Source organism: Sphingomonas vulcanisoli (assembly GCF_011761305.1).
GTDB classification, from domain to species: Bacteria; Pseudomonadota; Alphaproteobacteria; order Sphingomonadales; family Sphingomonadaceae; genus Sphingomonas_I; species Sphingomonas_I vulcanisoli.
In genome coordinates this window covers 1-25,637 of the sequence record NZ_JAAOZC010000012.1, presented here as the reverse complement: position 1 = coordinate 25,637, position 25,637 = coordinate 1, and the positions used below count along the sequence as shown (strand labels likewise).

Genomic DNA, 25,637 nt, shown 5'->3' with positions numbered 1-25,637 from the left:
CTTGTAAATCCTCCCCCTCGTAGGGGAGGATTTATTTACGCCACCGTTGCCTTGACGATCTTGCCCGGTGTGCGCGGCGGCTCGCCCTTGGGGAGCGCATCGACATGCTCCATGCCGCTGATCACCTCACCCCAGACGGTATATTGCTTGTCGAGAAAAGTGGCGTCGTCGAACACGATGAAGAACTGGCTGTTGCCGCTGTTCGGGTTTGACGAGCGCGCCATCGAACAGATGCCGCGGACGTGCGGCTCGGCCGAGAATTCGGCCTTGAGATCGGGCTTCTTCGATCCGCCCATGCCGGTGCCGGTCGGATCGCCGCCCTGCGCCATGAAGCCGGGAATGACGCGGTGGAACACCACGCCATCGTAGAAGCCTTCCTTGGCCAGCTCGCTGATCCGCTCGACATGGCCGGGTGCCAGATCGGAGCGGAGCTTGATGACGACATCGCCGCCCGTATCATTGCCGGTGTCCAGCGTCAGGGTGAGCGTTTCTTCGGCCATCATCGTCTCCTGCAAAATTCAATGCCGTTGGTGCTGAGCTTGTCGAAGCATCGTCCTTCTTCGGCCACCAAAGAAAGACAGCCTTTCGACAGGCTCAGGGCGAGCGGGTGTTAGGCGCACCTAGGCGGCGAGCGCCGTTTTCGCCAGACCATATTCGGCGGCGATCAGTTCGTAGCTGCGGCGGCGGGCGGCATGATCGGGCATGATGTTGACCAGCATGACCTCATCAGCGGCATAATCACGGGCGACGCCATCGAGCTGCGCATGGACCTCGGCCGCTGTGCCAAGCGTGGTGCGGCGGCGGCTCGGCGCATTATTCTGTGCAGCCCAGGCTTCCGCTTTTTCGATCGACGGCACCGGGATCAGCCGCCCGGCGAGCAGATGCGCGAACATCATCCGCGACGGCAGTGCCTGACGCTGGGCCTCGGCAGTCGAATCGGCGGCGATCGCCCAGGTGGCGACCATCACATAAGGCTGCGCGAGACGGGCAGAAGGCTGGAAGGCGCGACGATAATATTGCGCGAGATCGGCGCCGTCCGAATTGATGAAGTCGGCGAAGCAATAAGGGAGCCCTCGCTCGGCCGCCCAGCGCGCCGAATCGGGCGAGGAGCCGAGCATCCACAGATCGGGATTGCCACCGCCGGAGGGCAGCGTTTCGCTCAGGGGTGCAAACGGGTGATCCGGGGGCAGGCTGTCGTCGAGATAGGCAATGAGCTCGTCGAGCGCCTCGGGGAAATCCATCGGCATCCGCCGGCTGCGGTCGCGCTGCAGCGCCAGCGCGGTGCGCTGATCGCTGCCCGGCGCACGGCCCAGCCCGAGATCGATCCGCCCCGGCGCTATCGCCGCGAGCAAACGGAAGGTCTCCGCCACCTTGAACGGCGAATAATGCGGCAGCATGATCCCGCCCGATCCAACCCGAATATGCTGCGTGGCGAGCGCCACCGGCCCGATCAGTGCCTCGGGCGCCGATCCCGCCAGTCCGGGCGAGGCGTGATGCTCCGCCATCCAGTAGCGGTGGTAGCCTTGGCGGTCGCACGCCCGCGCCAGATCGATCGTGTTGCGGATCGCGTCCGCCGCGGTCGATCCCTCGGCGATGGGCGATTGGTCGAGAACGGAGAGGCGATAGGTCATGCCTATCATATGGGGGCTTCGCCGCGCGCGGGAAGAGGAGGCATCGGCAAGGGGCTGACAGATGGGTCCGCACCTCCTAACGCCATCCTGAACAAACGGGCGAGAGGAGGCGCGCGATGAGCGACACCGATATCCAGATGCCCGAGGCTGAGCTTCGCGAGAACGAAGCCATCCATGACGATGAGGATCGGCTGAGCCGCGCCTTCGTCCAATCGGTGCTGGACAGGGTCGAGGAAGGCGATGCCGCCGGCGCGCGCGCGCTGGTCGAGCCGCTGCACCCCGCCGACGTCGCCGATCTGTTCGAACTGTCACCCGCCGATATGCGCCCGGCGCTGGTGCAGGCGCTGGCCGATCTCGTCGATGCCGATGTGTTCGCGGAGATGAACGACTGGGTCCGCGAAGGCCTCGTCGATGCGCTCGAGCCGCACGAGGTCGCGGAGATCGCCAGCGAACTCGATACCGACGATGCCGTCGCGCTGATCGAGGATATGGACGAGGAGGACCAGCGCGCCGTCCTCCACGCCATGGAGCCCGAGGATCGCGCCGCGATCGAAGAGGCGCTTTCGTATGAGGAGGAGACCGCCGGCCGCCTGATGCAGCGCGATCTGGTCGCGGTGCCCGAACATTGGCTGGTCCGCGACGTAATCGATTTCGTCCGTTCCAGCGACGATCTGCCGACCGATTTCTGGGAAATCTTCGTCGTCGATATCGCGCACAAGCCGATCGGCACGCTCAAGGGCAGCTGGGTGCTGCGCGCCCGCGATGATGAACCGATCGTGGAAGTGATGCAGCGCGAGCAGACACTGATCCCGGTCGATATGGATCAGGAGGAAGTGGCGCTCCGCTTCCAGAAATATGCGCTGATCTCCGCCGCTGTGGTCGATCGTTCGGGCCGGCTGGTCGGCATGATCACCGTCGATGACATCCTCCACATCGTCCAGGAGGAGGCGGGCGAGGACGCGCTGCTGCTGTCCGGCGCGGGCGACGGCGATATCAACGAGCCGCTCTCGTCCACGATCAAGACGCGGATGTGGTGGCTGTTCATCAATCTGTGGACCGCGATCCTGGCGGCTGGCGTGGTCGCGATCTTCCAGGAATCTATCGCCAGGCTGGTGACGCTCGCGGTCCTGATGGGGATCGTCAACGGCATGGGTGGCAATGCCGCGACCCAAACGATGGCGGTAACCGTTCGTGCGCTGGCGACCAACCAGCTGACCGGATCGAACAGCTGGCGGATGGTCGTGCGCGAATGGTGGATCGCCAGCGCCAACGGCTTAGGCTTGGGGTTGCTGATGGCGATCGGCTGCCAGCTCATCTACCATGATTTCTGGCTGAGCGTGGTGTTGTTCCTGGCGATGGTGATCAACAGCATCAACGCGGGCCTGTCCGGCGTGCTGATCCCGCTGGGGCTGGCCCGGCTCAAGATCGATCCGGCGATTACCTCCACCGTCTTCGTGACGACGATGACCGATACGATGGGCTTCTTCGCCTTCCTCGGCTTGGCAACGCTTTTTCACCTCTCGTAACCGCTTGATCGGGCGGGATAAGCGCCCACATCGCAGGCATGCACCCGCTCAATCTCTCGCGCCTCGCCTTCGGCTGCGATGACATCGATGTGCTGCGCGAGCGGCATCGAGCGCGTGCGGTGGATGGCGCGACCTGGATCGAGACGCGCTATCGCCCGACCCGCCATACCGAGCTGATCGGCGGATCGTTATTCTGGATCATCCGCCACCAATGGGTGGCGCGGCAGGAGATTTTGGGCTTCGCCGAGGTGGACGGGCGCTGTCGCATTCTGCTCGCCGCCGATGTCGTACCGGTCCGCCCGCGTCCCAAGCGTGCGCATCAGGGCTGGCGCTACTTGCCCGGCGATGACGCGCCTACCGACTTCGATGCGGCGGACGAAGACCTCGCCGCCATGCCTGCGCCGATGGCGAGCGAGTTGGCCGCGCTCGGTCTGCTTTAAGGCGCACCCTTGGCCTTCACGACCACACGGATCGCGCGATTGGGCAGGAGATATTTGGCCGAGACGCGCTGGACATCGGCGGCGCTTACCTTCTCCAGCCCCGAAACCATCGTCCGCGCGGCATCGAGGGCGCGCGGATCGCGCAGAGCCAGTGAGACGATCCCGGTCCAGAAGCTGTTGCCCTGCAGATCGCGTTTGCGCTTGTCGATCAGCGGCTGCTTGGCGCGATCGAGCTCATCGGCCGAAAGCGGCTTGGCGCGCAGATCGGCGGTGATCGAATCGAGCAGGGTGAACACAGCCGCCGTCTTTTCCGGCGCGACTTCAACCTGGGCCTCGACCGAGCCGAAGTGCGGCAGGACGTTGGAGGAGGGGGCGCTGACTTCGGGCGAGTAGGTCGCGCCCTCGGCTTCCCGCAGCTGATCGAACAGCCGCGATTTGATCACGTCCGCCGTCACCATCAGCGCCAGCGCTTCCTGCGGATTGGCGAAATAGCCATCGGTCGGCCACGTCTCGAAGGCGACCGCCTGATCGGCGCGGCCGCTATGATCCAGCCGCTTGGGCACCATGTTCGGGGCCGGCGGGCGGATGTCGCGCGGTTGGGGGTCCACGCGCGGTGTCCGGGGCGGCAGCGCGCCGAGCGTCGCCGCTACCGCGTCGATCGCCTGATCGACCGTGACATCGCCGACGATCACCACCTGCAGCGCGCTGCCCAGCGCGGTATCGATCAGCGCGATCAGATCCTGGGGGCGGCTTTGCGCAAGCTGGGCCGCGGTGGGGAGCGGCGCCCAGCGCGGATCGCCATTGTGCATCAGCAGCGCGATGTCGCGCTTGGCGACGCCAGTCGGGGTCGAATCGATCTGCGCGATCATCTGGCCGACCGCGATCTGCGCTCGCGTCACCGATTCGGGGCGGAAGCCGGGATCGGTGAGATAGGCCGCCTGCAGCTGCAGTTCGGTGAGCAGGTCGCGCGTCACAGTCTTGCCCTGCAGCGCGAAAATGTCGTCGCCCAGCGCGAGGCCGACGTTGACGCTCTTGCCGGTCAGCACGCGCTGCATCTCGCCGGCGGCAAGCTTCCCCGTGCCGCCTTCGATCAGGATCGGCGGCAGGCCCACCATCCAATAGCTTTGCGCCTTTTCGGGCGGCAGACCGAGCCGGCCCGCGCCGAAACTGGTGTTGACCCACGCTTCGTTCGCCGTCATTTTCTGCGGCTTGATGCCGAGCACGACCCCGTTCGCGAAGGTAACGACGGTGACGCCAAGATCGGCGATCTCACGCTTCTGCACGACGCGGCCGGGCGTGCCGAAATTGGTGTAGGGCCAGCCGGGCAGGTCCGCGGCGGCGGCGGGCGCCGCAAGCCCCTTGCCGGCATCGTCATAGGCCGATCGCAGCGCGGCCTCGCCCCCCGTCAACGGCTGCGCGCTCGAGAAGAAGATCAGCGGACCCGAGCCCGAGAAACTGCGCTTGAGGGCATTGTTGACGTTGCGCAGCGATAGGAAGCGGTTCCATTCCTGGATATCGGCCTGATTCTGTTCGGGGCTGCGCGTCACCTCATTGGTGGCGATATCGCGGACGATCGTGGTGGCGATCGCCGGGCTTGGCCGGCTGTTCGCGCTTGCCGCCGCATTCGCCATCGTCGTGCTGATCGTCTGAAGCGCGCGCGAGAGTTCGGTCTGCGAGATGCCGAAGCGGAGCGCGCGTTGCTGCTCGTCGATCGCGGCGCGGATCGATGGCACGGGCGCATCCGGCAGCGGGTTGATCGCCAGCGTCGTGATGTTGGCCGAATCGAGCGTATTGTTCTGGCCCAAGGCCGCGCCCAGGAACGGCGCGCCGGCACGGCGGGCGATATCCTGCAATCGCTGGTTGAGCACGACCTGCGCGACCTGGCCGTCATAATCCTCGCGCTCGCGATCCGGCGTATCGGCGCGATCGTCGAAAGGACGGACCCAATTGATCTGCGCTGATGTGGGCGCCCCCGGCTCACTGAACAGCCGCACTTCCTCGCCGCGACGCGCCGGCGGACCGAGCACGGGAGGCTGCGGTGGGGTGCCCTTGCCCTGCCAATCGGCGAACAGCGCTTTGATCTGCGTTTCGACGATATCCGGATCGAAATCGCCGACCGCGACGATCGCGGCATTCTCCGGTCGATACCATGCCTCATAAAAGGCACGGAGCTGCGCGGCGGTGGCGTGGCGGATGACGTCGGTATGGCCGATCGGCAGGCGATCCGCACCGAGCTGGCCCTGCAGCATGAAGCCGATCGCCGCCTTGGCCGCGTGGAAGCCGGGTGCATCGCGCAACCGCTCCTCAGAGAGGATTACGCCGCGTTCGGCATCGACGCTCTTGTCGCTGATCGTCAGCTTGCCCGCGATCTCGCGAAACAGCATCAGCCCGGTATCGATCGCGGGCTTGCCGCCCTGTGGGAAATCGAACGAGAAAACCGTCGATTCGGGCGTGGTGCCGGCATTGGCGTCGGCACCGACCGCCAGGCCTTGTCGCGCCAGGATGCGCATCGCTTCGCCATCAGCGACATTGGCGCTGCCGCGAAACGCGATATGTTCGAGGAAGTGAGCGAGACCTTCGCTGCCCTTGGGCTCATCCAGCGAGCCCGATCCGATGTAGAGGCGCAGCGAAATCTCACTGGCCGGCGTGGCATTCTTGCGGATCGCATAGCGCAGCCCGTTGGGCAGCTGGCCGAAGCGGATCGAAGGATCGGCGGGGCGATCGGTATAGGTCTGCGCCCAGACACCGGGCCGCTTGGCCTTGGCGAGCGCGGCTTGCGGCAGCGCCGTCAGTGCGAGGATGATCAGGGGCGAGAGGATTTTCATCGCACCAACGCCTGCCACGCCGATGGTTAACGGGCAATGCGCGTCATCGCCGCTTGGCTCGGTGATTACGCCGCTTCTTGCTTCTGATCCCGAACGGCTTCGACCCGCGCCATCGCGGCAGTGACGGCGCTGGCCAGCCGGGCCAGCGTGTAGGGCTTGCGCAGCACCTCGTGGCCCTCGAACATCTCGGCCTCTCCCGCCTCGCCGACATAGCCGGTCACGAACAGCACAGGCAGCTCGGGCAGGCGCGGGCGGATGGCGGCGACCAGCTCGGGCCCCGTCATGCCCGGCATCACCACGTCGGTCATCAGCAGGCCGATATCGCTGCGCGTATCGAGCAGGGCGATCGCCTCTTCGGCGCTGGCGCAGGGTAGGGGATGGTAGCCGAGTTCGCCCAGGGCATCGGCGGAGGCAGCGCGGACGCGGACGTCGTCCTCGACCAGAAGGATGGTCAGCGCGGAAGCCGCTGCCTTCGGCGCGGGCAGAGGCGTTGGATCGGGCGCGGGCAGCGCCGTCGCCTCGCCACGATGGCGTGGCAGAAACAGCGATACGATTGTACCGACGCCCAGCGTCGACCGGATGATGACATCGCCATGGCTCTGCCGCGCGAAGCCGAAGATCTGGCTTAGGCCGAGGCCCGTGCCCTCGCCCACCGGCTTGGTGGTGAAGAAAGGCTCAAACACGCGCTCCAAAACCTCGGGGCTCATGCCCGCGCCATCATCTTCCACGGCGATTTCGACATAGTCGCCTGCGGGCAGCAGGTTGATTTCGCCCGTCCGGATCGTGCGGTTGACGGCCTTCATGGTCATCACGCCCGCGCCGGCCATCGCATCGCGCGCATTGACGCAGAGGTTGAGGATGGCGTTTTCGAGCTGATAGGGATCGATCCATACGGGCCAGATGTCCGGGCCGCCGACGATCTTCACGGCGATCCGCTCGCCGATCGTGCGGTCGATCAGATCGTTCATGCCGCGAATCAGCGCATCGGGATCGACCGCGCTCGGCAGCAGCGGCTCGGTGCGCGCGAAGGAGAGCAAGCGGCGCGTCAGCGCGGCGGCGCGGTTGGCGCCCTCCATCGCATTCTCGATATGGCGATTGGCCTCGGCAGCCTGTTCCGTCACGCGGTTGCGCGCCAGCTCGAGCCCGCCCAGCACCACCGCAAGCATATTGTTGAAGTCGTGCGCGATGCCGCCGGTCAGCTGGCCGACCGCCTCCATCTTCTGGATCTGGCGGAGTTTGGCTTCGGCCTCGGCGCGGGTCGCGGCTTCCTCGGTGAGCATGCGGTTGGCTTCGCTGAGCTCCTGCGTCCGCGCGGCAACCGCATTTTCCAGCGCCTGGGTGCGCAATATCTCGACATCGGCATCATCGCGGGCGCGCCGTTCCTGGCCCCAGGCGATCATCGCCGCCCAGCCGGTGGCGATCATCGCCAGCGCGAAGCTCGCACCTACCGCCGAAAGCCACCAGGCCAACAGGTTGGAACGATGGACCCGTGCCGCCGCCGCCGCCGATCGCTCATCGAGCAGACTGCGCTCGGTATCCTGGATCATGTGGATCAGCTTGGCGATTTGGGGCAGCGTCTGCGATCGGCCCGCGCGCGAGAAGAGCGACAGCGCAGCCCAGCCGCGCTTGTAATTGGCAAGCGTCGCCGATTTGCCGAGCTCCTGCTCGCGCGTCAGATAGAGGCGCTGCAGTGCTCCGACGCGCGCGAACTGAACCGGATTGTCGGCGGTGAGATCGGCCAGCGTATCGAGATCGCGACCCGCGCGGCGCCACTGATCAAGATATTGCGCGCCGTTGCCCTTGGCGTCCCCATCAGTGATGAACCGGCTCAGCGCTGCCTCGCTGCGCGCGAGCGCACCATCCAGCTCGCTGGTCAGCATCATCACGTCGAAACTGTGCTGTTTCTGCGCGAGCGCCAAATCGCGTTCGTGATTGGATTGCTGGACGAGGATGATCAGCACAGCCAGCAGAACAGCCGTGATCACGCCGAAAACCGCGGCGAGCAGGCGATAGCCGAGTGTGACGCCGCCTTGAGGGTTTACGCCTTCGTCACCCATTGGCGGCAGTTTACGCCGAAGATGGTTAACAGAAAAGCAATGATGCTGAGAGCGGTGCACCCTCCCTCTCTCCTTGTGGGAGAGGGCTGGGGAGAGGGGTGTGCGATGGCGCCAGCCGAGCTCTACGCTATCGAATGCGGGAACCCCTCTCCCATAAGGGGAGAGGGCTAAAGAAGGATTAGATCGCCCCGACCGCTTTGCCCGCCGCCTCGAAAATGCCGAGGATCTGCCCCACTCGCTCATCCGAATGCTCCGCACAGAGCGAGCAGCGCAGCAGGTAGGTGCCGGCAGGGGTCGCGGGCGGCCGGGCGAGGTTGACGTAGACGCCGCCTTCCAGCAGCGCCTGCCATAGCGCCACGGCGCGCTCCTGATCGGGCAGCATCACCGCGATGATCGCCGATTGCGCAGTCTCGGTGGCGATCGTGTAGCCAAGATCGCGCAAGCCCTGGTGGAGCCGCTTGCTGTTCTTCCAGAGATGCGCGCGCTTGTCGCCCGCGTGCATCAGCTTGCGGATCGATGTCGCGGCGGTGGCCACCACGCTCGGCGGCAGCGAAGCGGTGAAGATATAGGGCCGGCAGACGAGGCGCAGCACCTCGAAATCCGGGTGGTTCGAAACGCAGAAGCCGCCGACGGTGCCGACCGATTTCGAGAAGGTGCCGATGACGAAGTCGATATCGTCCTCGACGCCCATCTCTTCATAGACGCCGCGGCCGTTGGGGCCGAAGAAGCCCATGCCGTGCGCCTCGTCGCAGAGGATCATCGCGCCGTGCTTCTTGGCGACGGCGACCATCTCGGGCAGCGGCGCGACATCGCCGAACATCGAATAGACGCCTTCGAGAACGACCAGCTTGCCCGCGTCCTTGGGCAGGCGACCGAGGCGCTTATCGAGATCCTCGACCGAATTGTGCCGGAAGCGCACGATCTCGGCATTGCCAAGCCAGCAGCCGTCGTAGATCGACGCATGGCTGTCGGCATCGAGAATGATGTAATCGCCCTTGCCGGCCAGCGTGGAGATCACGCCAAGATTGGCTTGATAGCCGGTGGAGAAAACGATCGCCGACTTGGTACCGTAAAACTCCTTCAACGCCTGCTCGCAATCCTTGTGCGGATTGTAGGTGCCGTTCAGTACGCGGCTGCCGGTGGTCCCCGAACCGAAATCGTCGAGCGCCTGCTTGCCTGCTGCGATCACGTCCGGATCGAAGGTCATGCCCATATAATTGTAGGTGCCGAGCAGGATCGTATCCTTGCCCTGGATCACCGCCAAGGTCGGGCTCTTCACCTCGGTCATCACGATTGAAAAGGGATCGCGCACGCCGGTAGCGAGCAGCGCTTCGCGCTCGGCGATCAGCGGCCTGAACTTGGCGAGGAGATCAGAGGTGTGACCCTCAACGCGATCGGTGGCGGCAACGGCCTCGGGTGTATCGATCGCCTCGCTCATCGCGTCGCCTGCAGTTTCTGCACGGTATCGACGAGCTGGCCGACGGTCTCGATCTCGGCCTGCATGTTCATCGTGATCAGGATATCGAACTCGTCCTCGATCGCTGCGACGAAATCCATCACGGTCAAGCTGTCCCATTCGAGATCGCCTGCGAAGGTCGTCGCGTCGGAAAGCGCCGCGCCCTTCTTGTTGAAGGGTTCGATCTGCTCGGCCACCTGGGCGAAAACGTCGTTGCGATTGCTCATCATCAACTCATACGGAGGGAGCCCGCCGCTTGCCAAGCGATTGCGGCAGGCGTGTGTCGCTTTAGCGACCGAGCCAGCCCTGCGCGCGATACCAGGCGGCGGTTTGGGTCAGGCCGGTGCGGCTATCGATTTGGGCCTGCCAGAGCGATGCCGGCGGTTGCCTCTCGGCATGCGCCGTCCAATCGGGATGGCAGAAGTAAGCCACACGATCGGGGGTGAGCTGGGCCTTCTGGCCACGAAGCAGCCGATCGATACCCGCGCCGACACCGAGCAACGCCTTCGGCAACGGCAGGGGCAGCACCCTGCGACCGATCGCCTCGCCGATCGCGCGGGCGAAGGCGCGATACTCCCAGCCACCGGGTACGCCATCATCGGGTTCGTAGCTTTTGCCGTGGCTTTCGGGGGCGTAGATACAGTCGAGCAGCAGGCGGCAGAGATCGTCGACGTGGAGCAAAGACAAGTGGCCGGCGGGTGGCAGGGGGAGGACGCCGAAGCGCGCCGCCCGGAAGATCCCGAGGATTTCCCGGTCGCCGGGGCCATAAATGGCGGGAGGGCGGATGATCGTCCAATTGCCCAGAAAGCCGCGTACCGGCGCCTCGGACTGGCATTTTGACCAGCCATAGACCGAGAGCTGCGGCTCCCGTGCCGCAAGCGAGGAGACGTGAACGAAGCGTTTAACCCCCGCGGGTTCTGCGGCGGCGACCATATTCTCCGTGCCGTTGACGTTGCCGCTGTGAAATGCCTCCCGATCGCCGTTGATCACGCCCGCGATATGGATCACCGCGTCCGTGCCCTCGCATAGCCACGCGAGGCTCTCGGGCCGATCAAGCGCGCCTTCGATCCACACGATGCCGTCGCGGGCAGGCTGCGGCCGCCGCGTGAGTGCGCGCAGCGTGTGTCCGCGCGCGATCGCCAGATCGAGCAGATGGCCGCCGACGAATCCGGTCCCGCCGGTCACGGCCAGCTTCATGCGCGCTTTCCCCCACCGTTTGTGTCGAGCGCAGTCGAGAGACGTTCGCTCTCACCGCCCTTGGCACGTCCCTTGACTACGCTTGGGACAAACGGATTTGAGGGAGATGTCACGCCAGCACCAAATGATCGCGATGCACCAGCGCCGATCGCGGCGCATAGCCGAGTAGTTCGGCATGGGCCGCGCTGCGATGGCCGGCGATCCTGGCGGCATCGGCGGCGTCATATTCCGCGAGCCCACGCGCCAGCACCGCGCCCGCGCCATCGATGATCTCGACGACATCGCCCCGCGCGAACGTGCCCGTCACCTCGGTCGCACCCGCCGCGAGCAGGCTACGTCCGGCGCGCAACGCTTCGGCCGCGCCCGCATCGACCTTGATCCGCCCGCGCGCGGTCAGACGACCGGCGATCCACGCCTTGCGCGCACCGCCGCCCGCGCTTTTGCGATCGCCGCCCAAGAATAGGGTGCCGCGGCCATCCGCCTCGAACGCCGCCAGCGGATCGTCGCGTTTGCCCGATACGATGGCGAGGTGGATGCCCGATCCCACCGCGATTTTCGCCGCCTGCAGCTTGGAGATCATGCCGCCCGATCCCATGCCGGAGGCCGAGCCGCCGTCCGCCATCGCCATGATCCTCGCGTCGATCGAGCGTATCTCAGGGATGAGAGTTGCGTTGGGATCGACGCTGGGATTGGCGGTGTAGAGACCATCCACATCGGAAAGCAGAATCACGCCGTCAGCCCGCGCCGCCTGGCCGATGCGCGCGGCGAGGCGATCATTGTCGCCGAAACGGATCTCTTCGGTAGCGACCGAATCATTCTCGTTGATGATCGGCACTACGCCGAGCGCCAGCAGGCGATCCAGCGTGGCGGCGGCGTTGAGATAGCGCCGCCTGTCCTCGAGATCGTCGAGCGTCACCAGGATCTGCGCCGCCGTCAGCCCCTGCGCGCCGAGCAGTTCCGCCCAAGCATGGCTCAATCCGATCTGCCCGGTCGCGGCGGCCGCCTGCGCATCCTCAAGACTCGCGCGCCCGCCTTTCGGCAGCCCCAGCCGCCGCGCGCCGAGCGCGATCGCGCCCGAGGAGACGATCGCCACCTGCTGCCCCGCCCGCGCCCGCGCCGCGATATCGGCCACCACGCCTGCCAGCCAATCGCGCCGTATCGCGCCCTTAGCATCGACGAGCAACGCCGATCCGATCTTGACGATCAGGCGCTTGGCGTTGGCGGGCGAGAAATACGCGGCGATCGTCATGCCGCTCCCTTAGAGGAGGCTGCGGCCGAAACGAAGGCTGGAAGAAAGGACCATCAGGTCCCGGCCAAGACTCAAATCGGCGACCATTCGATCGCGTCCTCGCCTTCATCATCGTCGGCAACGGCGGCGCCTTCCGGACCGATCGCCTCCAGCAATTTATCGAGCACCCAGTCGACGCCGACGCCGCTGACGCCCGAGAGCGGGATCACCGGAGCGCCGCTTGCCTCTTCCAACTCGGCGGAGAGCGCGGCGATGAGTTCGTCGTCCAGCGTATCGATCTTGTTGAGCGCGACGATCGCGGGTTTGTCGATCAGGCCGGCGCCATAGGCATCGAGTTCGTCGCGGACGATGCGGTAACTCTCCGCCACATCCGCGTCGTTCGCATCGACCAGATGGAGCAGCACGCGGCAGCGCTCGATATGGCCAAGGAAGCGATCGCCGACGCCCGCGCCTTCCGCCGCGCCCTCGATTAGGCCCGGAATGTCCGCGACGACGAACTCCAGCCCCTTGTGACGCACGACCCCGAGCTGGGGCCGCAGGGTCGTAAAAGCATAAGCGCCGACTTTCGCCTGCGCGTTGGTGACGGCGTTGATGAAGGTGGATTTGCCAGCGTTGGGCAATCCGACCAAGCCGGCATCGGCCAGCAGCTTGAGCCGCAGCCATACCCAGGCTTCCTCGTTAGGCCAGCCCTGGCCATGCTGGCGGGGCGCGCGGTTGGTCGAGGTCTTGTAGCTGGCGTTACCGCGCCCGCCGTCACCGCCGCGCAGGAACACGCGCCGTTCGCCGACCGTGGTCAGATCAGCGAGCACTTCGCGTTCCTCGGTATCGGCCAGGATCTGCGTGCCGACCGGCACCTTGATGATCAGATCGTCACCGCCGGCGCCCGTGCGGTTTTGCCCCGCGCCACCGCTGCCGCGCGGCGCGCGGAAGTGCTGCGTATAGCGGAAATCGATCAGCGTATTGAGGCCAGCAACCGCCTCGAAGATGATGTCGCCACCCTTGCCGCCGTTGCCGCCGTCAGGACCGCCATATTCCATGAACTTCTCGCGCCGGAACGAGACCGCGCCCGGCCCCCCGGCGCCCGAGCGGATGAAGATCTTGGCTTGGTCGAGGAAATGCATCCGCGCCCCTTAGAGCGCCTCAGCCGCCGACGCGAATCCCGCCGATCGTGCCCAGCAGCCCGAACACCTGCAGCAGCCACAGGATCACCAGGATGACGACGACGGCATTGAGGATGCTTTTGATCTTGCCATCCATCGGGATGTAATTGTTGACCAGCCACAGCAGCACGCCGACGACGATCAGCACCACGATCAGACTCAGTAGCGACATGGATAAGCTCCAACAGATGTGTGTTGGGCGTGTAGCGCGCGAGCCGCCCGATCCGTTCCGCCTCGCCAACGATATGCGCGAATTGCCGTTATCGCGCTGGCCAGCGTGAAAGCCTTTGCCTATTTGAATGCGCATGAGAGACAGCGGTCGATGGAGCACATGCTTCGTACCGGTAGACCTTGGAGAGAGACCATGAAGAGCTTCCTGATCAAGGCTGTCGGTATCGGCCTCGCCGCGATGGGGCCGATCATTTTCGCGGGCGCGATGCTTCCGGCCGCGGCGCAGGCGGCGCCGGCGCCGGGCTGGGCGGTCAATATGGCGGCATCGCGCCTGACCTTTCAGAGCAGCATGGGCGGCGAGGCATTCACCGGACAATTTCAGCGTTGGCGCGCCGACATCCGGTTCGATCCCCAGAATCTCCCAGCTTCCTCGGTGCTGGTGAAAGTCGATATGACGTCGGCGCGCACCGGCTCGTCCGAGCGTGACGAGGCGCTGCCTGGCGATGATTGGTTCGCGGCGGGCAAGTTCGGTGTGGCGACCTTCGCCGCCAAGACCTTCAAGGATCTCGGCGGCGGCCGCTATCAGGCGATCGGCACGCTGACGATGCGCGGTGTCACGCGCCCGCTCGCGTTAGCCTTCATGCTGAAGATCCAGGGCGATCAGGCGCGGATGGAGGGCAATACGATGATCGATCGGCATGTCTTCGGTGTCGGCCAGGGCCAGTTCGCCGGGGCGGATTCGATCCCCTTCGCCGTGAATCTCCGGGTGTCCCTCGCCGCGAAGCGCATGTAATCCGATGATCGCCCGCGATCCCACGCCATCCCGCCGCTATTCGCTGGTGGCGATAGCTTTCCATTGGCTGATCGCGCTGCTGATCCTGTTCAATCTCTATCTTGGCTGGTCGATGGATCATTGGGCGACGGGCATGAGCAAGTTCAGCATCTTCCAGCTGCATAAATCGATCGGCATCACCGTGCTGGCGCTGAGTGTGCTGCGCCTGCTCTGGCGACTCACCCACAAGGCACCGCCCTTTCCGGCGACCATGCAGGCATGGGAGCGGACTGCGGCGTCGGTCACGCATTGGACCTTTTATGCGCTGATGATCGTCCTGCCGTTCACCGGCTGGATCGTCGTATCGGCGAGCCCGCTGAACATCCCGACCTTGCTGTTCAAGACGGTGCCGCTGCCGCACCTCGGCTTCGTCCACGATCAGCCGATCGGCACGCGGACGGCGATCGACCATGGCATCGGCACGACGCATCTGGTGCTGGCCTATATCTTTGGCGCGCTAATCCTGATCCACATCGCCGCCGCGCTGAAGCATCAATTCATCCAGCGGGACGGTGTGCTCCGGCGGATGCTGCCTTAGCCTGGTAGCGATCGGCGGCTTGGCGGCCGGTAATGGGATCGATGTGGTGTATCAGGAAACAGCGCTGTCCGCATCGCGCATGAAGCCGTTCAAGAGCCTATTGAACGCCTCGGGATTGGCCAGCTGCACCATGTGGTTGCGCGCACGCACGGTTTCGAACCTGCCGTTGGTGAACCGCGCGACCACCTCTCCGACCTGATCGAAAAAAGCGCTCCAGCCGCCGCTGATCACCAGCACCGGGATTTTGTGCGCTGCGACCGTGTCCGCCGCCGCACGCATCGCCTCGGGCGAGGCCATCTTGCCGAGCAGGAGGGCGCAGCCGAGACGCTCCGCCGCCTCCCGATGCGCTTCCAGGCCGGCGATGCGATCCTGGATTCCCGGATCATCGGGCAGCCCCATCACCGTGCGCTTAAAGGCGATCGCATAATCGGCGGGGGTCTCGGATTGGAGCACGAGGCCCGCCATCCGCCCTCCCACCATTTGCATCTCCGGATCGGCCCGCAGTTCGGGATCGGACATCACGATCGGGAACAGCGCGGGCTCGATCAAGGTCAGCGATTGCACCGCCGCGGGGCGGCGCGCGGCGGCCAGCAAAGCATCGGCGCCGCCCCAGCTATGGCCGATCAAGTGCGATCCTTCACCCAGCATCTCGGCGATCCACTCGGCTTCCGCCTCCATATCGTCGACGCCGCGGGATGGGCTCTGGCCGAAGCCGGGCCGTTCGATCAGGCGCAGCCGCCAGCCTTTCTCGGCCAGCACGCGCTGACGATCAAAAGTCCCCGGGCCGCCGCCGAGCCCGCCCTGAACACCGCCGTGGATGAAGATCGCGCTGGGTCCGCTGGTGCCGACTTCGATGATCCTGATCGGGTTGGCGCGAAGTTCTTCGGCCGACGGCGTCGGCGGGGGCGCCGGACATTGCGCGATCAGCGCGGACCGGCGCTCGGCGATTGCGGCCATCATCGCGGCGGGGTCTGCCATGGTCATTTCATGCTCCATTTTGACGCTGGTCCGGCCTCTACTTCCCGTACAAGAGCGGTGGAACCCCGGCCGCGCAGGAGGAAGCCTGATGAATCCGATTTATGCCGCCATGCGCGCGACGGTGTTCGAGGAAATGTCGGCGCTGGCGCGGGCGCGGGGGGCGATCAATCTCGGCCAGGGTTTCCCCGATGGCGATGGCCCCGCCGATGTCCGGCAGGAGGCTGCGCGCGCTCTGATCGAGGGGCCGAACCAATATCCGCCGATGATGGGTTTGCCCGCGCTGCGCGAGGCGGTGGCGCGCCATTATGCCGAGCATCAGGGCCTGACGCTTACGTCCGATCAGGTGCTCGTCACCTCGGGCGCGACCGAGGCACTGGCGGCGGCGATCCTGGCCATCGTCTCGCCCGGCGACGAGGTGCTGATCATCGAGCCCGCCTATGACGCCTATCGGCCGCTGATCGAGCGCGCCGGCGGCATGGTGCGCACGCTCACCCTGTCGCCGCCCGATTGGCGGATCGAGGTGGAAGCGGTCGACGCGGCCTTCGCCCGGCCGCCCAAGGCCGTGATCTTCAACGATCCACTCAACCCGGCTGGGAGGGCCTTCACCCATGCGGAAGTCGCGCTCCTCGCGGCCGCCTGCCGCCGGATCGGAACTATCGCGATTTGCGACGAGGTGTGGGAGCATGTCCGCTTCGACGGCCGCAATCACTATCCCCTGATCGCCGAGCCGGGGATGGCGGAGTTGGCGATCAAGATCGGGTCCGCGGGCAAGATCTTCTCGATGACTGGCTGGAAGGTCGGCTTCGTCATGGCGGCGCCCGATCTGCTCGAACCGATCGCCCGCGCGCATCAGTTCCTGACCTTCACCACGCCGCCCGCATTACAGACTGCCGTCGCTTATGGCCTCGGCAAACCGATGCGCTGGTTTGAGGAGATGCGCGCGGGCTATCAGCATTCGCGCGATCTGCTGGCGTCCCTTTTGGCCGATCAGGGCTTTGTCACATTGGCCAGCGACGCAACCTACTTCCTGTGTGTCGACCTGCCCGCGTCAGGCTTCGCCGACGATGATCGCGCCTTTTGCCTGCGTGCGGTCGAGCAGGCGGGTGTCGCGGCGATCCCGGTGTCGGCTTTTTACGGCGGCGAAAGCGAACGGCGGATCGTGCGGCTGTGCTTCGCTAAGCGCGATGAGGTGCTGGTCGAAGCGGTGCGCCGCTTGGCGACGCTCAGGTAAAAGTCAGTCCACCAGCTCCGCCTTGAGGCGCTGGCGGAAGGCGTGGAGCAGCGGTTCGGTATAGCCGTTTGGCTGCTCGATCCCCTCGAACACCAAGGCGCGCGCCGCTCGGTAGGCAAGGCTGTCGGCACCGGCGTCGGCCATCGGGCGATAGGCAGGGTCGCCAGCATTCTGCGCGTCCACCTTAGCGGCCATGGTGCCGAACGCCTCATCCACCTGCGCGTCATCGGCGATCCCGTGCAGCAGCCAGTTGGCGATATGCTGGGAGGAGATCCGCAGCGTCGCGCGATCCTCCATCAGGCCGACGTCGTGGATATCGGGCACCTTTGAACAGCCGATGCCCTGATCGACCCAGCGCACCACATAACCGAGGATGCCCTGCGCATTGTTCGCCAGCTCCTCGCGCACCTCCTCCTCGGACCAATTATGTCCGTGGGCGAGCGGCACGGTCAGCAGCTTTGCGAGCGGCGCGATCGGCTCGGCAGCACGCGTCTTCTGCCGATCGAAGACGTCGACCTGATGGTAGTGCGTCGCGTGCAGTGTGGCGGCGGTGGGGGAGGGCACCCAGGCGGTGTTGGCGCCGCTCATCGGATGACCGATCTTCTGCGCGAGCATGTCGGCCATGCGATCGGGCGCGGCCCACATGCCCTTGCCGATCTGCGCCCGACCCGAAAGCCCGCAGGCCAGCCCGATCTGGACGTTGCGATCCTCATAGGCCGCGATCCAGTCGCTCGCCTTCATCTCCGCCTTGCGGACCATCGGCCCGGCGCGCATCGAGGTGTGGATTTCATCGCCCGTGCGATCGAGGAAGCCCGTGTTGATGAACATGAGGCGGTTCCGCACCGCATGGATCGTCGCGGCGAGATTGGCCGAGGTGCGCCGCTCCTCATCCATCACGCCGACCTTGATCGTGTGGCGGGAGAGGCCGAGCAGATCCTCGATCGCGTCGAACAGCCGATCGGTGACGGCCGCTTCCTCGGGGCCATGCATCTTGGGTTTGACGATATAGATCGATCCCGCGCGGCTGTTCCGGAACTGGCCCAGCCCCTTGAGATCGTGCATTGCGCAGAGGCTGGTGACGATGCCGTCGAGGATGCCCTCCGGCGCCTCGCTGCCCTCCGGCGCCTCGCGGCCATCCGGCAAGCGCAAGGCGGGGGTGGTCATCAGATGGCCGACATTGCGCACAAGCAAAAGACTGCGGCCGGGCAGCACGATCTCCTCGCCATTCAGGCCGTTGTACCGGCGATCGCCATCGAGCTTGCGCGAGAGTGTCTTGCCGCCTTTGGCGAAGCTCGCTTCCAGATCGCCCCGCATCAGGCCGAGCCAGTTGGCGTAGGCCGCCACCTTATCCTCGGCATCGACCGCCGCGATCGAGTCCTCGAGATCGCAGATTGCGGTCAGCGCGGATTCGAGGATGACGTCGGCGATGCCCGCCGGATCGTCCCTGCCGATCGGATGGCTGCGATCGATCACCACTTCGATATGCAGACCATTGTGCCGGAACAGCAGTCGGTTTTCGTCTTGCGCCAGCAGTTGCCCGGGATCGGCCAGATGGGGCGTGCCGCCGCCCCAATCGGCCCATTTGCCGTCCGCAAGCGGCACGGCCTTATCTAGAAAGTCCTTCGCCCAGGCGATCACCTGCGCGCCGCGGGCGGCGTCATAGCCCGGGCCGGTCGCGATGCCTGGGATGGCGTCCGTGCCGTAAAGCGCATCGTAAAGGCTGCCCCAGCGCGCGTTGGCCGCATTGAGCAGGAAGCGCGCGTTGAGGATGGGGACGACGAGCTGCGGCCCCGCCAGCGTGGCGATCTCCGCATCGATGCCCGACGAATTGATCTGAAAGGGCTCGGGCTCTTCGACGAGATAGCCGATCTCACGCAGGAAAGCCTGATAGGCCTCCGCATCGATCGGCTTGCCGACGCGCGCCTGATGCCACTCGTCGATCGCCACCTGCAGCCGATCGCGCTTGGCGAGCAAGGCAGCATTTTCCGGCGCGAAGCGGGCGAAGATATCCGCCGCTCCGATCCAAAATGCATCAACAGCGAGGCCCGTCCCCGGCAGCGCACTGTCTTCGATAAAGGCAGCAAGCTCGGCGGCGACGGACAGCCCCGCACGATCGACATAAGAGGTCATCAGTATTCCTGTGTGCTCAGCCGAGCCGGCCGAGACGGTGGTAGAGATTGCTATACTTGATCGATTCCGGCGATTCCTGGTTCTGCTTGAGATAGGCAAGCACCGCGGTCTTGAGCAGCTCGGTATCCTCGGTCGAGAAGACCGGGCGGGCGCGGGCGGGTTCGGGTGACATGGTGGCAGTCTCCATCGTTTCGACTCCTTCTGGACGTTACGGTCAGGCGAACTGGTTCATGGTGTTGTGCGCGCCGCCGGCCTTGAGCGCGGCTTCCCCGGCGAAATATTCCTTGTGATCGTCGCCGATGTCGGAGCCCGACATATTCTGATGCTTCACGCAGGCGATGCCCTCGCGGATTTCCTTGCGCTGCACGCCTGCGACATAGCCGAGCATGCCGGCCTCACCGAAATAGTCCTTGGCCAGGCTGTCGGTGCTGAGCGCCGCCGTGTGATAGGTCGGCAGCGTGATCAGATGGTGGAAGATGCCCGCGCGCGCCGCCGCATCCTTCTGGAACGTGCGGATGCGATCGTCGGCCTCCGCCGCCAGCGGCGTGGTATCGTAGATCACGCTCATCAGCGCGCCGCGCTCGTAGCCTGACACGTCCTTCCCCGCCTCGGCCCAGGCATCGAACACCTGCTGGCGGAAGTTGAGCGTCCAGTTGAAGCTGGGGCTGTTGTTATAGACCAGCTTGGCGTTCGGAATCACCGCGCGGATGCGATCGACCATCGATGCGATCTGCTCGATGTGCGGCTTCTCGGTCTCGATCCACAGCAGGTCGGCACCATTCTGAAGGCTGACGATGCAATCGAGCACGCAGCGATCGGCGCCCGTGCCGGCCTTGAACTGGAACAGGTTCGACGGCAGTCGCTTCGGGCGCATCAGCTTGCCGTCGCGCTCGATGACGACATCGCCCCGCAGCGCCGAAAGATCCGTGACCTCCTCGCAATCGAGGAAGGAATTATACTGGTCGCCAATGTCGCCGGCTTGGGCCGAATAAGCGATCTGCTTGGTGAGACCGGCGCCGAGCGAATCGGTGCGCGCGACGATGATACCGTCGGGCACGCCCAGCTCCAGGAAGGCGTACCGGCAGGCGCGGATCTTCGCGAGGAAGTCCTCGTGCGGCACGGTGACCTTGCCGTCCTGGTGACCGCACTGCTTCTCGTCGGAAACCTGGTTCTCGATCTGCAGCGCGCAGGCGCCGGCCTCGATCATCTTCCTGGCGAGCAGATAGGTCGCCTCGGCGTTGCCGAAGCCGGCATCGATATCGGCGATGATCGGCACGACATGCGTCTGATAGGTATCGATCGCGTTCAGCAAGAAGCGTTCGCGGGCGGTATCGCCGCTGCTCCGCGCTTTATCCAGATCGCGGAAGATCATGCCCAGTTCGCGCGCGTCCGCCTGTTTCAGGAAAGTATAGATCTCCTCGATCAGCGCCGGGACGCTGGTCTTCTCGTGCATGGACTGATCGGGCAGCGGCCCGAATTCGGAGCGCAGCGCGGCGACCATCCAGCCCGAGAGATAGAGATATTTGCCCTTGGTCGATCCGAAATGCTTCTTGATCGAGATGATCTTCTGCTGGGCGATGAAGCCGTGCCAGCAGCCGAGCGACTGGGTGTAGTTCGCGGAATCCGCGTCGTAAGCCGCCATATCCTCGCGCATGATCTTCGCGGTATAGCGCGCGATATCGAGCCCGGTGTGGAAGCGGTTCTGGAGCTGCATTCGCGCCACTGATTCGCCTTCGATGCTCCGCCAGCTGTCACCTTGGCTCCGGATCATCTCCTCGGCGGCTGTGACCATATTCTGATAGGGCATTCGATATCTCCGTAAGCAACGGAGCTTCCGTCGGGATAAACGGCGCGCGGCGCTAGGACGGAGACAGTCGCTTAGTCACAATATGATTTGTGCAAACTGTCATGATGTGACAATCTCTCAAGATGCCGTCTCCCGATCGAAAGCTCTATCTCGGACCGCGCTTGCGCATCCTGCGCCGCGAACTGGGCATCAACCAGACGCAGATGGCCTCCGAGCTTGGCATCTCGCCTTCCTATCTCAACCATCTCGAACGCAACCAGCGCCCGCTGACCGCGCAGATGCTGCTTCGCCTCGCCGATACCTATGATGTCGATCTCCGCGATTTCGTCTCCGGGGTTACCGGCGCGGATGGCAATGCCGCGCTCCAGGAGGCGCTGAGCGATCCGCTGGTGCACGATCTCCAGATCAGCCGCACGGAGATATTGGAGCTCGGCGAGAATTACCCCGGTGTGGTCGAAGCGCTCGTCCGGCTGCACGGCGCGCTCGGCGATCTGCGCCGGGGGCCAGAATTGCTCGATCAGCTTGCGGGCATGCGCGTCTCGGCCGCGCCGATCGATTGGCTGGGCACCCACCTCGCCGCCCGCCGCAACCATTTCGCCGGGATCGAGAGCGCTGCCGAGGCCTTGGGCGCGGACCTTCCCGATGATCCGACGATGCGCGCCGAGGGTCTGCGCGCGCTGCTCCACGCGCGGTTCGGGATCACGGTCCTGATCGTACCCGCAGATGTACTGGGCGATGGCCTGCGCCATTATGACTTTCACCGCCGCCGGCTGATGATCTCCGAACGCCTGCCCGCCGCGAGCCGCGCCTTCGCGGTCGCCTATCAGGTCGCCACGACCGGACTGCGCGAGCCGATCGAGGAGGCCATCGAGCGCAGCGAGGCGCCCGACGACGAAAGCCGCGGCTTGCTCAAGATCGCGCTTGGCAATTATGCGGCGGCGGCGCTGCTGATGCCTTATGCCCGCTTCCAGAGCGGCGCCGAGGCGAGCGGCTATGATTTCGATCTGCTGGCCGCGCGCTTCGGCGTTTCCTACGAGCAGGCGGCGCAGCGGTTGACGACGCTCGATCGCAGCGGCGCACGCGGCATCCCTTTCTTCCTGCTGCGCGTCGATCGCGCCGGCAACGTCTCAAAACGTCTGGCCGGTGCCGAAGGCGGCGCCATCGCGCGCGCCGGTCAGGATTGTCCGCGCTGGCGCCTGGCGGAGGCCCGACACGATCGTACCATCGCGCAATGGGTGGAAATGCCCGACGGTGCGCGCAGCTTCACCTTGCTTCGGGCCGTAACCAGCCCCGGCGTGCCCCGCGAAGGCGGCCCGCTGGTCATCGCGCTCGGCTGCGATGCACGCCATGCCGCACGGATTGCCGTGTCGAAAGGGATCGATCAGACCGGCGTGACGACGATCGGCCCGGGTTGCCGCTTATGCGAACGGGTGGCCTGCCCCGATCGCGCCGCGCCGCCAGTGACCCGGGCGGTCGAGCCCAGCTCCTTGCGGCGTAATGCCAGCGCCTATCCGTTCAGGATCGTATAGGCGCGACTGACCTGCCGAGCTCATGAAAAACCCCGCCAAGTCACTGACCTGACGGGGTTAATCTGGTGGGCGTGGCAAGGATTGAACTTGCGACCCCTGCGATGTCAACACAGTGCTCTACCACTGAGCTACACGCCCGAAGGCAGCGCCACTAGCGGAGGGGTTCGCCCCGCGCAAGCGCAGGAATACCTATTTCTATAAGCCCTTCCGTTTGTCCCGAGCGAAGTCGAGGGACGTGTCTCGACTTCGCTCGACACGAACGGAGAGGGTTGAACCGACCTCAGCCGCCCGCGACGCTGTTCATCTCAAACATGCGATCCACTTCGCTGACCAGATCGCGCAGGTGGAAGGGCTTGGAGAGGACCTTCGCCTGCTGCAGCATCGCGCCATTCTCCAGCGCGACCGCCGCGAAGCCGGTGATGAACATCACGCGCAGCGCTGGATCGAGCGCAGCGGCGCGCTGCGCCAGTTCGATGCCGTCCAGCTCGGGCATGACGATATCGGTGAGGAGCAGATCGAAGCTCTCATGTTCGAGCTGCTTGAGCGCGGTGGTGCCGCGATCGACGGCGACGACGCCGTAGCCCTGCTTCTCGAGCGCCCGCGCGAGATAGGTCCGCATCGAATCATCGTCTTCGGCCAGCAAAATGCGGATCATAAGGGCGCCCATGCCTCTCCATAGGGTGCGGTCCCCAACACTATGCCCGAAACCGTTAAGAAATCCTAACCAAAGTCTAACGGCCCGGCTTGCCAGCACGCGATTTCGGCGCTTAGCCGGGGAAATGACGCGCGATCTCTTCGCTCCGCTCCGCCGTGGGCCGGCTTATGCGCAGACGCCGCTGGTGATTTCTGTGCCCCATGCGGGACGCTTCTATCCCGAAGAGATCGCCGCCGCGCGCGCGGTGCCGCAGCGCGTGATCGAGGAATTGGAGGATCGCCACGCCGATCTGCTGATCGGCGCGGCGGTGGGGGAGGGCGCGGTAGCGATCGTCGCGCAGTGTGCGCGCGCCTGGATCGATCTCAATCGCGCGCCTGTGGACGATGGCGAGGGGCGCCATGCCCGCGGCGGCCTCGGCCTGATCCCGACGCGGCTCGGCGGCCAGCTTTTGTGGCGAACGCCGCCGGACGCAGACGCGCGGGCGGCGCGTGTGGCCGTTGTTCACCGCCCTTATCATGCGGCGATCGCCGCCGCTTTGGCTGAAGCGCGGGCGCTGCACGGGTTCGCGCTGCTGATCGATTGCCATTCGATGCCGCCGATCCGTCGAGGGCCGGGGGCAGGGGCGGCGCTGGTCATCGGCGATCGCCACGGCCGCAGTGCGGACCGCATGATCATCGATGCCGTAGCCGCCGCAGCGCAGGCGCGCAGTCTTAGCGTCTCGCGCAACGCGCCTTATGCCGGCGCCTATACGATAGAGCATCATGGGATACCGGAAAGGCGCTGCGACGCGCTGCAGCTGGAATGGGACCGCAGCCTCTATCTGAGGCAGGGTCTGCGCGAACCGAACGCGGGCATTTCCGCAATCGCACAGCACTTCGCCGCGCTGTGCCGGGCGGCAATCGCCGCCGCGGAGCGTCCCCCTCTGCTGGATGCCGCCGAATAAAAGAAGCCACCCCGTGCTATGCACGGAGTGGCCAAGGTTCAGGGAGGGGCGCGCCGGAGCGCGCCTGGCCCGACCGTGAAAGGGGGGAAACACGGTGGGGCCAACACATAACTAAGCGTTGGGGGAAAGGGTTTCAACCCCTCACAAAAAATCCCGGCTTTCCGATACTTATCCGAAACGATCTCGCCGCATAGCGCGGCGCGCCTGCCTTAGCCATCGGCTTTGGGCATGGCTCCGCTGGTATATTGGCGATTGAACAGCACCGGTATGTGCGTCAGCGAAAAGAGGTGCGCGTGGAGCAGGGGCAGCATCCCGTTCTGCATCATCTTGCGCAGCTGATCGCCGCGCAGATCCTTTAGCTTGGCCTCATCGACAATCTTGAAACCGCGATAGATGAACGGCTGCGGCTCGCCCGGTTGATCGATCTTGATCTCGCCATCCATCAGCAGGCCGAGCTCCTTGAGCTCCCCCATAAACTGGCCGGTCTGGCCGACCGAGTTCTGGAAGCTCTCGCAGAAGGCCAAGGTGTCCTTCAGCGGCTGCGTCGCCTCGCCATTTTCGATCAGGGGCACGCCATCCTCGAAATCGCCGATCAGGTTGGACTGCGGATCGAAGCAGAGCGTCAGCTCCTCGCTGTTTGGCTGCACCTGGACGAGCATGAACGGATAGCGGCGGACATAGGCGGGCAGATAGGGCTCGTTGATCATCTGGTTCGCGTCATCGATGAAGACGTTGACGCCCTCGTTGAGGCCGAACAGAGCGAGCGGCACGTCATCGTCCGTGAAGACGATCGGGTGGCGCTGGCTCGCCATGATGAATTCCTCGACCGTGATCGGGAAGGCATGGTGGCCCTTGATGATCCCCCAATCGGGCGCCTGATGCGCCTTCCAGCCGCCATGCTCCTGCGTGGAGAGGGGCGTGAGTTCCTTGTAGAGAATGGGCAGGGGATTGTTCTGCGGCGCGCTCGCCATGCGTGAAGCTCCTGGAGGTTCGATGGCGAAACCGGCGGCCACCTTGTTGGCCGCAGCGTCTATTGTCTCGCGCGCCCTTAGACAAGCGTCGGGCGGTAACAGCTCCAAATCCTCCCCTGGAAGGGGAGGTGGCGCGCGAAGCGCGTCGGAGGGGTGTCGCGCTATCGAGAGGGTGACACCCCTCCGTCAGCCCTAAGGGCTGCCACCTCCCCTTGCAGGGGCATTGTTCACTTTGTATTGACGTGCGATGATGCGGCGTTCTGATGGGAGGCGTTGATGCGGTGTCATCATTGTGGTTCGGAGGAGTCGCG

At 65.1% G+C, this 25,637-nt stretch carries 23 protein-coding genes and 1 tRNA gene; 7 read left to right on the top strand and 17 right to left on the bottom strand.

The genetic code is table 11. From position 1 onward, the window contains the following. Positions 1 to 35 precede the first annotated feature (35 nt). Both FHS31_RS15510 and FHS31_RS15505 read right to left on the bottom strand, forming a co-directional pair. Positions 36 to 500, bottom strand: a complete 465-nt coding sequence (locus tag FHS31_RS15510; RefSeq protein ID WP_167075308.1) for a peptidylprolyl isomerase — start codon at positions 498 to 500, stop codon at positions 36 to 38. A 120-nt stretch (positions 501 to 620) separates the two neighbouring features. Continuing rightward, positions 621 to 1,640, bottom strand: a complete 1,020-nt coding sequence (locus FHS31_RS15505) for an LLM class flavin-dependent oxidoreductase (RefSeq protein ID WP_243843506.1) — start codon at positions 1,638 to 1,640, stop codon at positions 621 to 623. Positions 1,641 to 1,747: 107 nt separating this feature from the next. Here FHS31_RS15505 and mgtE point away from each other — a divergent pair, with 107 nt between their 5' ends. Then, positions 1,748 to 3,157 carry a magnesium transporter gene (gene mgtE, locus FHS31_RS15500; RefSeq protein ID WP_167075205.1) on the top strand — a complete coding sequence of 470 codons (1,410 nt, stop codon included), beginning with the start codon at positions 1,748 to 1,750 and terminating at the stop codon, positions 3,155 to 3,157. Between the two features lie 38 nt (positions 3,158 to 3,195). Next, positions 3,196 to 3,597: a DUF1489 family protein gene (locus tag FHS31_RS15495; protein WP_167075203.1), complete on the top strand. Its 402-nt coding sequence runs from the start codon at positions 3,196 to 3,198 to the stop codon at positions 3,595 to 3,597. Here FHS31_RS15495 and FHS31_RS15490 read toward each other — a convergent pair. From FHS31_RS15490 to FHS31_RS15455, 8 genes are all read right to left on the bottom strand, one after another. Beyond that, entirely contained in the window at positions 3,594 to 6,422 is a 2,829-nt protein-coding gene (locus FHS31_RS15490) for a M16 family metallopeptidase (protein WP_167075201.1), read from the bottom strand. The two genes, FHS31_RS15495 and FHS31_RS15490, sit on opposite strands and share 4 nt — an antisense overlap. 65 nt (positions 6,423 to 6,487) lie before the next feature. Next, on the bottom strand, positions 6,488 to 8,479 hold the full coding sequence (locus FHS31_RS15485; protein ID WP_167075199.1) for an ATP-binding protein: 1,992 nt from the start codon (positions 8,477 to 8,479) through the stop codon (positions 6,488 to 6,490). Positions 8,480 to 8,657: 178 nt separating this feature from the next. Continuing rightward, positions 8,658 to 9,917 (bottom strand): serine palmitoyltransferase, encoded by a 1,260-nt coding sequence (gene spt / locus FHS31_RS15480; RefSeq protein WP_167075197.1) that lies wholly within the window; start codon positions 9,915 to 9,917, stop codon positions 8,658 to 8,660. Beyond that, positions 9,914 to 10,162 carry an acyl carrier protein gene (locus FHS31_RS15475; protein WP_167075195.1) on the bottom strand — a complete coding sequence of 83 codons (249 nt, stop codon included), beginning with the start codon at positions 10,160 to 10,162 and terminating at the stop codon, positions 9,914 to 9,916. Before FHS31_RS15475 ends, spt begins: the two co-directional genes overlap by 4 nt. A 61-nt stretch (positions 10,163 to 10,223) precedes the next feature. Then, positions 10,224 to 11,132 carry an NAD-dependent epimerase/dehydratase family protein gene (locus FHS31_RS15470; protein WP_167075193.1) on the bottom strand — a complete coding sequence of 303 codons (909 nt, stop codon included), beginning with the start codon at positions 11,130 to 11,132 and terminating at the stop codon, positions 10,224 to 10,226. A 109-nt stretch (positions 11,133 to 11,241) separates the two neighbouring features. Next, complete coding sequence (proB, locus tag FHS31_RS15465) at positions 11,242 to 12,381, bottom strand: glutamate 5-kinase (protein ID WP_167075191.1); 1,140 nt, start codon at positions 12,379 to 12,381, stop codon at positions 11,242 to 11,244. A gap of 71 nt (positions 12,382 to 12,452) precedes the next feature. After that, complete coding sequence (gene obgE / locus FHS31_RS15460) at positions 12,453 to 13,502, bottom strand: GTPase ObgE (RefSeq protein ID WP_167075189.1); 1,050 nt, start codon at positions 13,500 to 13,502, stop codon at positions 12,453 to 12,455. Positions 13,503 to 13,521: 19 nt separating this feature from the next. Then, the gene (locus FHS31_RS15455; RefSeq protein ID WP_167075187.1) at positions 13,522 to 13,713 is read right to left on the bottom strand and encodes a Thivi_2564 family membrane protein; all 192 of its coding nucleotides are present in this window, start codon (positions 13,711 to 13,713) and stop codon (positions 13,522 to 13,524) included. A gap of 192 nt (positions 13,714 to 13,905) precedes the next feature. On the opposite strand from FHS31_RS15455, the gene FHS31_RS15450 reads away from it, so the two are divergent. Then, the gene (locus FHS31_RS15450) at positions 13,906 to 14,505 is read left to right on the top strand and encodes a YceI family protein (RefSeq protein WP_167075185.1); all 600 of its coding nucleotides are present in this window, start codon (positions 13,906 to 13,908) and stop codon (positions 14,503 to 14,505) included. Between the two features lie 4 nt (positions 14,506 to 14,509). Then, entirely contained in the window at positions 14,510 to 15,082 is a 573-nt protein-coding gene (locus FHS31_RS15445) for a cytochrome b (RefSeq protein ID WP_167075183.1), read from the top strand. A 51-nt stretch (positions 15,083 to 15,133) separates the two neighbouring features. Here the strand turns inward: FHS31_RS15445 and FHS31_RS15440 are convergent, their stop codons facing one another. Continuing rightward, complete coding sequence (locus FHS31_RS15440) at positions 15,134 to 16,066, bottom strand: alpha/beta fold hydrolase (protein ID WP_167075181.1); 933 nt, start codon at positions 16,064 to 16,066, stop codon at positions 15,134 to 15,136. Positions 16,067 to 16,148: 82 nt separating this feature from the next. On the opposite strand from FHS31_RS15440, the gene FHS31_RS15435 reads away from it, so the two are divergent. Continuing rightward, the gene (locus FHS31_RS15435) at positions 16,149 to 17,291 is read left to right on the top strand and encodes an aminotransferase (protein ID WP_167075179.1); all 1,143 of its coding nucleotides are present in this window, start codon (positions 16,149 to 16,151) and stop codon (positions 17,289 to 17,291) included. Positions 17,292 to 17,294: 3 nt separating this feature from the next. Here the strand turns inward: FHS31_RS15435 and FHS31_RS15430 are convergent, their stop codons facing one another. The 3 genes from FHS31_RS15430 to FHS31_RS15420 are packed head-to-tail and all read right to left on the bottom strand — an operon-like array spanning position 17,295 to position 21,228. Further along, positions 17,295 to 19,421: a malate synthase G gene (locus FHS31_RS15430; protein WP_167075177.1), complete on the bottom strand. Its 2,127-nt coding sequence runs from the start codon at positions 19,419 to 19,421 to the stop codon at positions 17,295 to 17,297. Positions 19,422 to 19,437: 16 nt separating this feature from the next. Further along, positions 19,438 to 19,608, bottom strand: coding sequence for a hypothetical protein (locus FHS31_RS15425; RefSeq protein ID WP_167075175.1), 171 nt, complete (start codon positions 19,606 to 19,608; stop codon positions 19,438 to 19,440). Positions 19,609 to 19,635: 27 nt separating this feature from the next. Continuing rightward, positions 19,636 to 21,228: an isocitrate lyase gene (locus FHS31_RS15420; protein ID WP_167075173.1), complete on the bottom strand. Its 1,593-nt coding sequence runs from the start codon at positions 21,226 to 21,228 to the stop codon at positions 19,636 to 19,638. Between the two features lie 122 nt (positions 21,229 to 21,350). On the opposite strand from FHS31_RS15420, the gene FHS31_RS15415 reads away from it, so the two are divergent. Further along, the gene (locus FHS31_RS15415; protein WP_167075171.1) at positions 21,351 to 22,757 is read left to right on the top strand and encodes a helix-turn-helix domain-containing protein; all 1,407 of its coding nucleotides are present in this window, start codon (positions 21,351 to 21,353) and stop codon (positions 22,755 to 22,757) included. Between the two features lie 63 nt (positions 22,758 to 22,820). Here the strand turns inward: FHS31_RS15415 and FHS31_RS15410 are convergent. Together FHS31_RS15410 and cpdR are read right to left on the bottom strand one after the other, a co-directional pair. Further along, positions 22,821 to 22,895 (bottom strand) — tRNA-Val (locus FHS31_RS15410). A gap of 142 nt (positions 22,896 to 23,037) precedes the next feature. Next, positions 23,038 to 23,412 (bottom strand): cell cycle two-component system response regulator CpdR, encoded by a 375-nt coding sequence (cpdR, locus tag FHS31_RS15405; RefSeq protein WP_167075304.1) that lies wholly within the window; start codon positions 23,410 to 23,412, stop codon positions 23,038 to 23,040. A 124-nt stretch (positions 23,413 to 23,536) separates the two neighbouring features. On the opposite strand from cpdR, the gene FHS31_RS15400 reads away from it, so the two are divergent. Continuing rightward, positions 23,537 to 24,355: an N-formylglutamate amidohydrolase gene (locus FHS31_RS15400; RefSeq protein WP_167075169.1), complete on the top strand. Its 819-nt coding sequence runs from the start codon at positions 23,537 to 23,539 to the stop codon at positions 24,353 to 24,355. 209 nt (positions 24,356 to 24,564) lie between these two features. Here FHS31_RS15400 and FHS31_RS15395 read toward each other — a convergent pair whose 3' ends face one another. Next, positions 24,565 to 25,326 (bottom strand): SapC family protein, encoded by a 762-nt coding sequence (locus tag FHS31_RS15395; protein ID WP_167075167.1) that lies wholly within the window; start codon positions 25,324 to 25,326, stop codon positions 24,565 to 24,567. Positions 25,327 to 25,637: the final 311 nt, after the last annotated feature.

Coding starts and splice junctions, on each gene's coding strand:
- FHS31_RS15485 (WP_167075199.1), bottom strand. CDS start 8,479: ATGGGTGACGAAGGCGTAAACCCTCAAGGCGGCGTCACACTCGGCTAT.
- proB (WP_167075191.1), bottom strand. CDS start 12,381: ATGACGATCGCCGCGTATTTCTCGCCCGCCAACGCCAAGCGCCTGATC.
- mgtE (WP_167075205.1), top strand. CDS start 1,748: ATGAGCGACACCGATATCCAGATGCCCGAGGCTGAGCTTCGCGAGAAC.
- FHS31_RS15470 (WP_167075193.1), bottom strand. CDS start 11,132: ATGAAGCTGGCCGTGACCGGCGGGACCGGATTCGTCGGCGGCCATCTG.
- FHS31_RS15430 (WP_167075177.1), bottom strand. CDS start 19,421: ATGACCTCTTATGTCGATCGTGCGGGGCTGTCCGTCGCCGCCGAGCTT.
- FHS31_RS15505 (WP_243843506.1), bottom strand. CDS start 1,640: ATGATAGGCATGACCTATCGCCTCTCCGTTCTCGACCAATCGCCCATC.
- FHS31_RS15490 (WP_167075201.1), bottom strand. CDS start 6,422: ATGAAAATCCTCTCGCCCCTGATCATCCTCGCACTGACGGCGCTGCCG.
- FHS31_RS15450 (WP_167075185.1), top strand. CDS start 13,906: ATGAAGAGCTTCCTGATCAAGGCTGTCGGTATCGGCCTCGCCGCGATG.
- FHS31_RS15455 (WP_167075187.1), bottom strand. CDS start 13,713: ATGTCGCTACTGAGTCTGATCGTGGTGCTGATCGTCGTCGGCGTGCTG.
- FHS31_RS15435 (WP_167075179.1), top strand. CDS start 16,149: ATGAATCCGATTTATGCCGCCATGCGCGCGACGGTGTTCGAGGAAATG.
- cpdR (WP_167075304.1), bottom strand. CDS start 23,412: ATGATCCGCATTTTGCTGGCCGAAGACGATGATTCGATGCGGACCTAT.
- FHS31_RS15425 (WP_167075175.1), bottom strand. CDS start 19,608: ATGGAGACTGCCACCATGTCACCCGAACCCGCCCGCGCCCGCCCGGTC.
- FHS31_RS15510 (WP_167075308.1), bottom strand. CDS start 500: ATGGCCGAAGAAACGCTCACCCTGACGCTGGACACCGGCAATGATACG.
- FHS31_RS15420 (WP_167075173.1), bottom strand. CDS start 21,228: ATGCCCTATCAGAATATGGTCACAGCCGCCGAGGAGATGATCCGGAGC.
- obgE (WP_167075189.1), bottom strand. CDS start 13,502: ATGCATTTCCTCGACCAAGCCAAGATCTTCATCCGCTCGGGCGCCGGG.
- FHS31_RS15395 (WP_167075167.1), bottom strand. CDS start 25,326: ATGGCGAGCGCGCCGCAGAACAATCCCCTGCCCATTCTCTACAAGGAA.
- FHS31_RS15475 (WP_167075195.1), bottom strand. CDS start 10,162: ATGAGCAATCGCAACGACGTTTTCGCCCAGGTGGCCGAGCAGATCGAA.
- FHS31_RS15495 (WP_167075203.1), top strand. CDS start 3,196: ATGCACCCGCTCAATCTCTCGCGCCTCGCCTTCGGCTGCGATGACATC.
- FHS31_RS15440 (WP_167075181.1), bottom strand. CDS start 16,066: ATGACCATGGCAGACCCCGCCGCGATGATGGCCGCAATCGCCGAGCGC.
- FHS31_RS15415 (WP_167075171.1), top strand. CDS start 21,351: ATGCCGTCTCCCGATCGAAAGCTCTATCTCGGACCGCGCTTGCGCATC.
- FHS31_RS15400 (WP_167075169.1), top strand. CDS start 23,537: ATGACGCGCGATCTCTTCGCTCCGCTCCGCCGTGGGCCGGCTTATGCG.
- FHS31_RS15445 (WP_167075183.1), top strand. CDS start 14,510: ATGATCGCCCGCGATCCCACGCCATCCCGCCGCTATTCGCTGGTGGCG.
- spt (WP_167075197.1), bottom strand. CDS start 9,917: ATGAGCGAGGCGATCGATACACCCGAGGCCGTTGCCGCCACCGATCGC.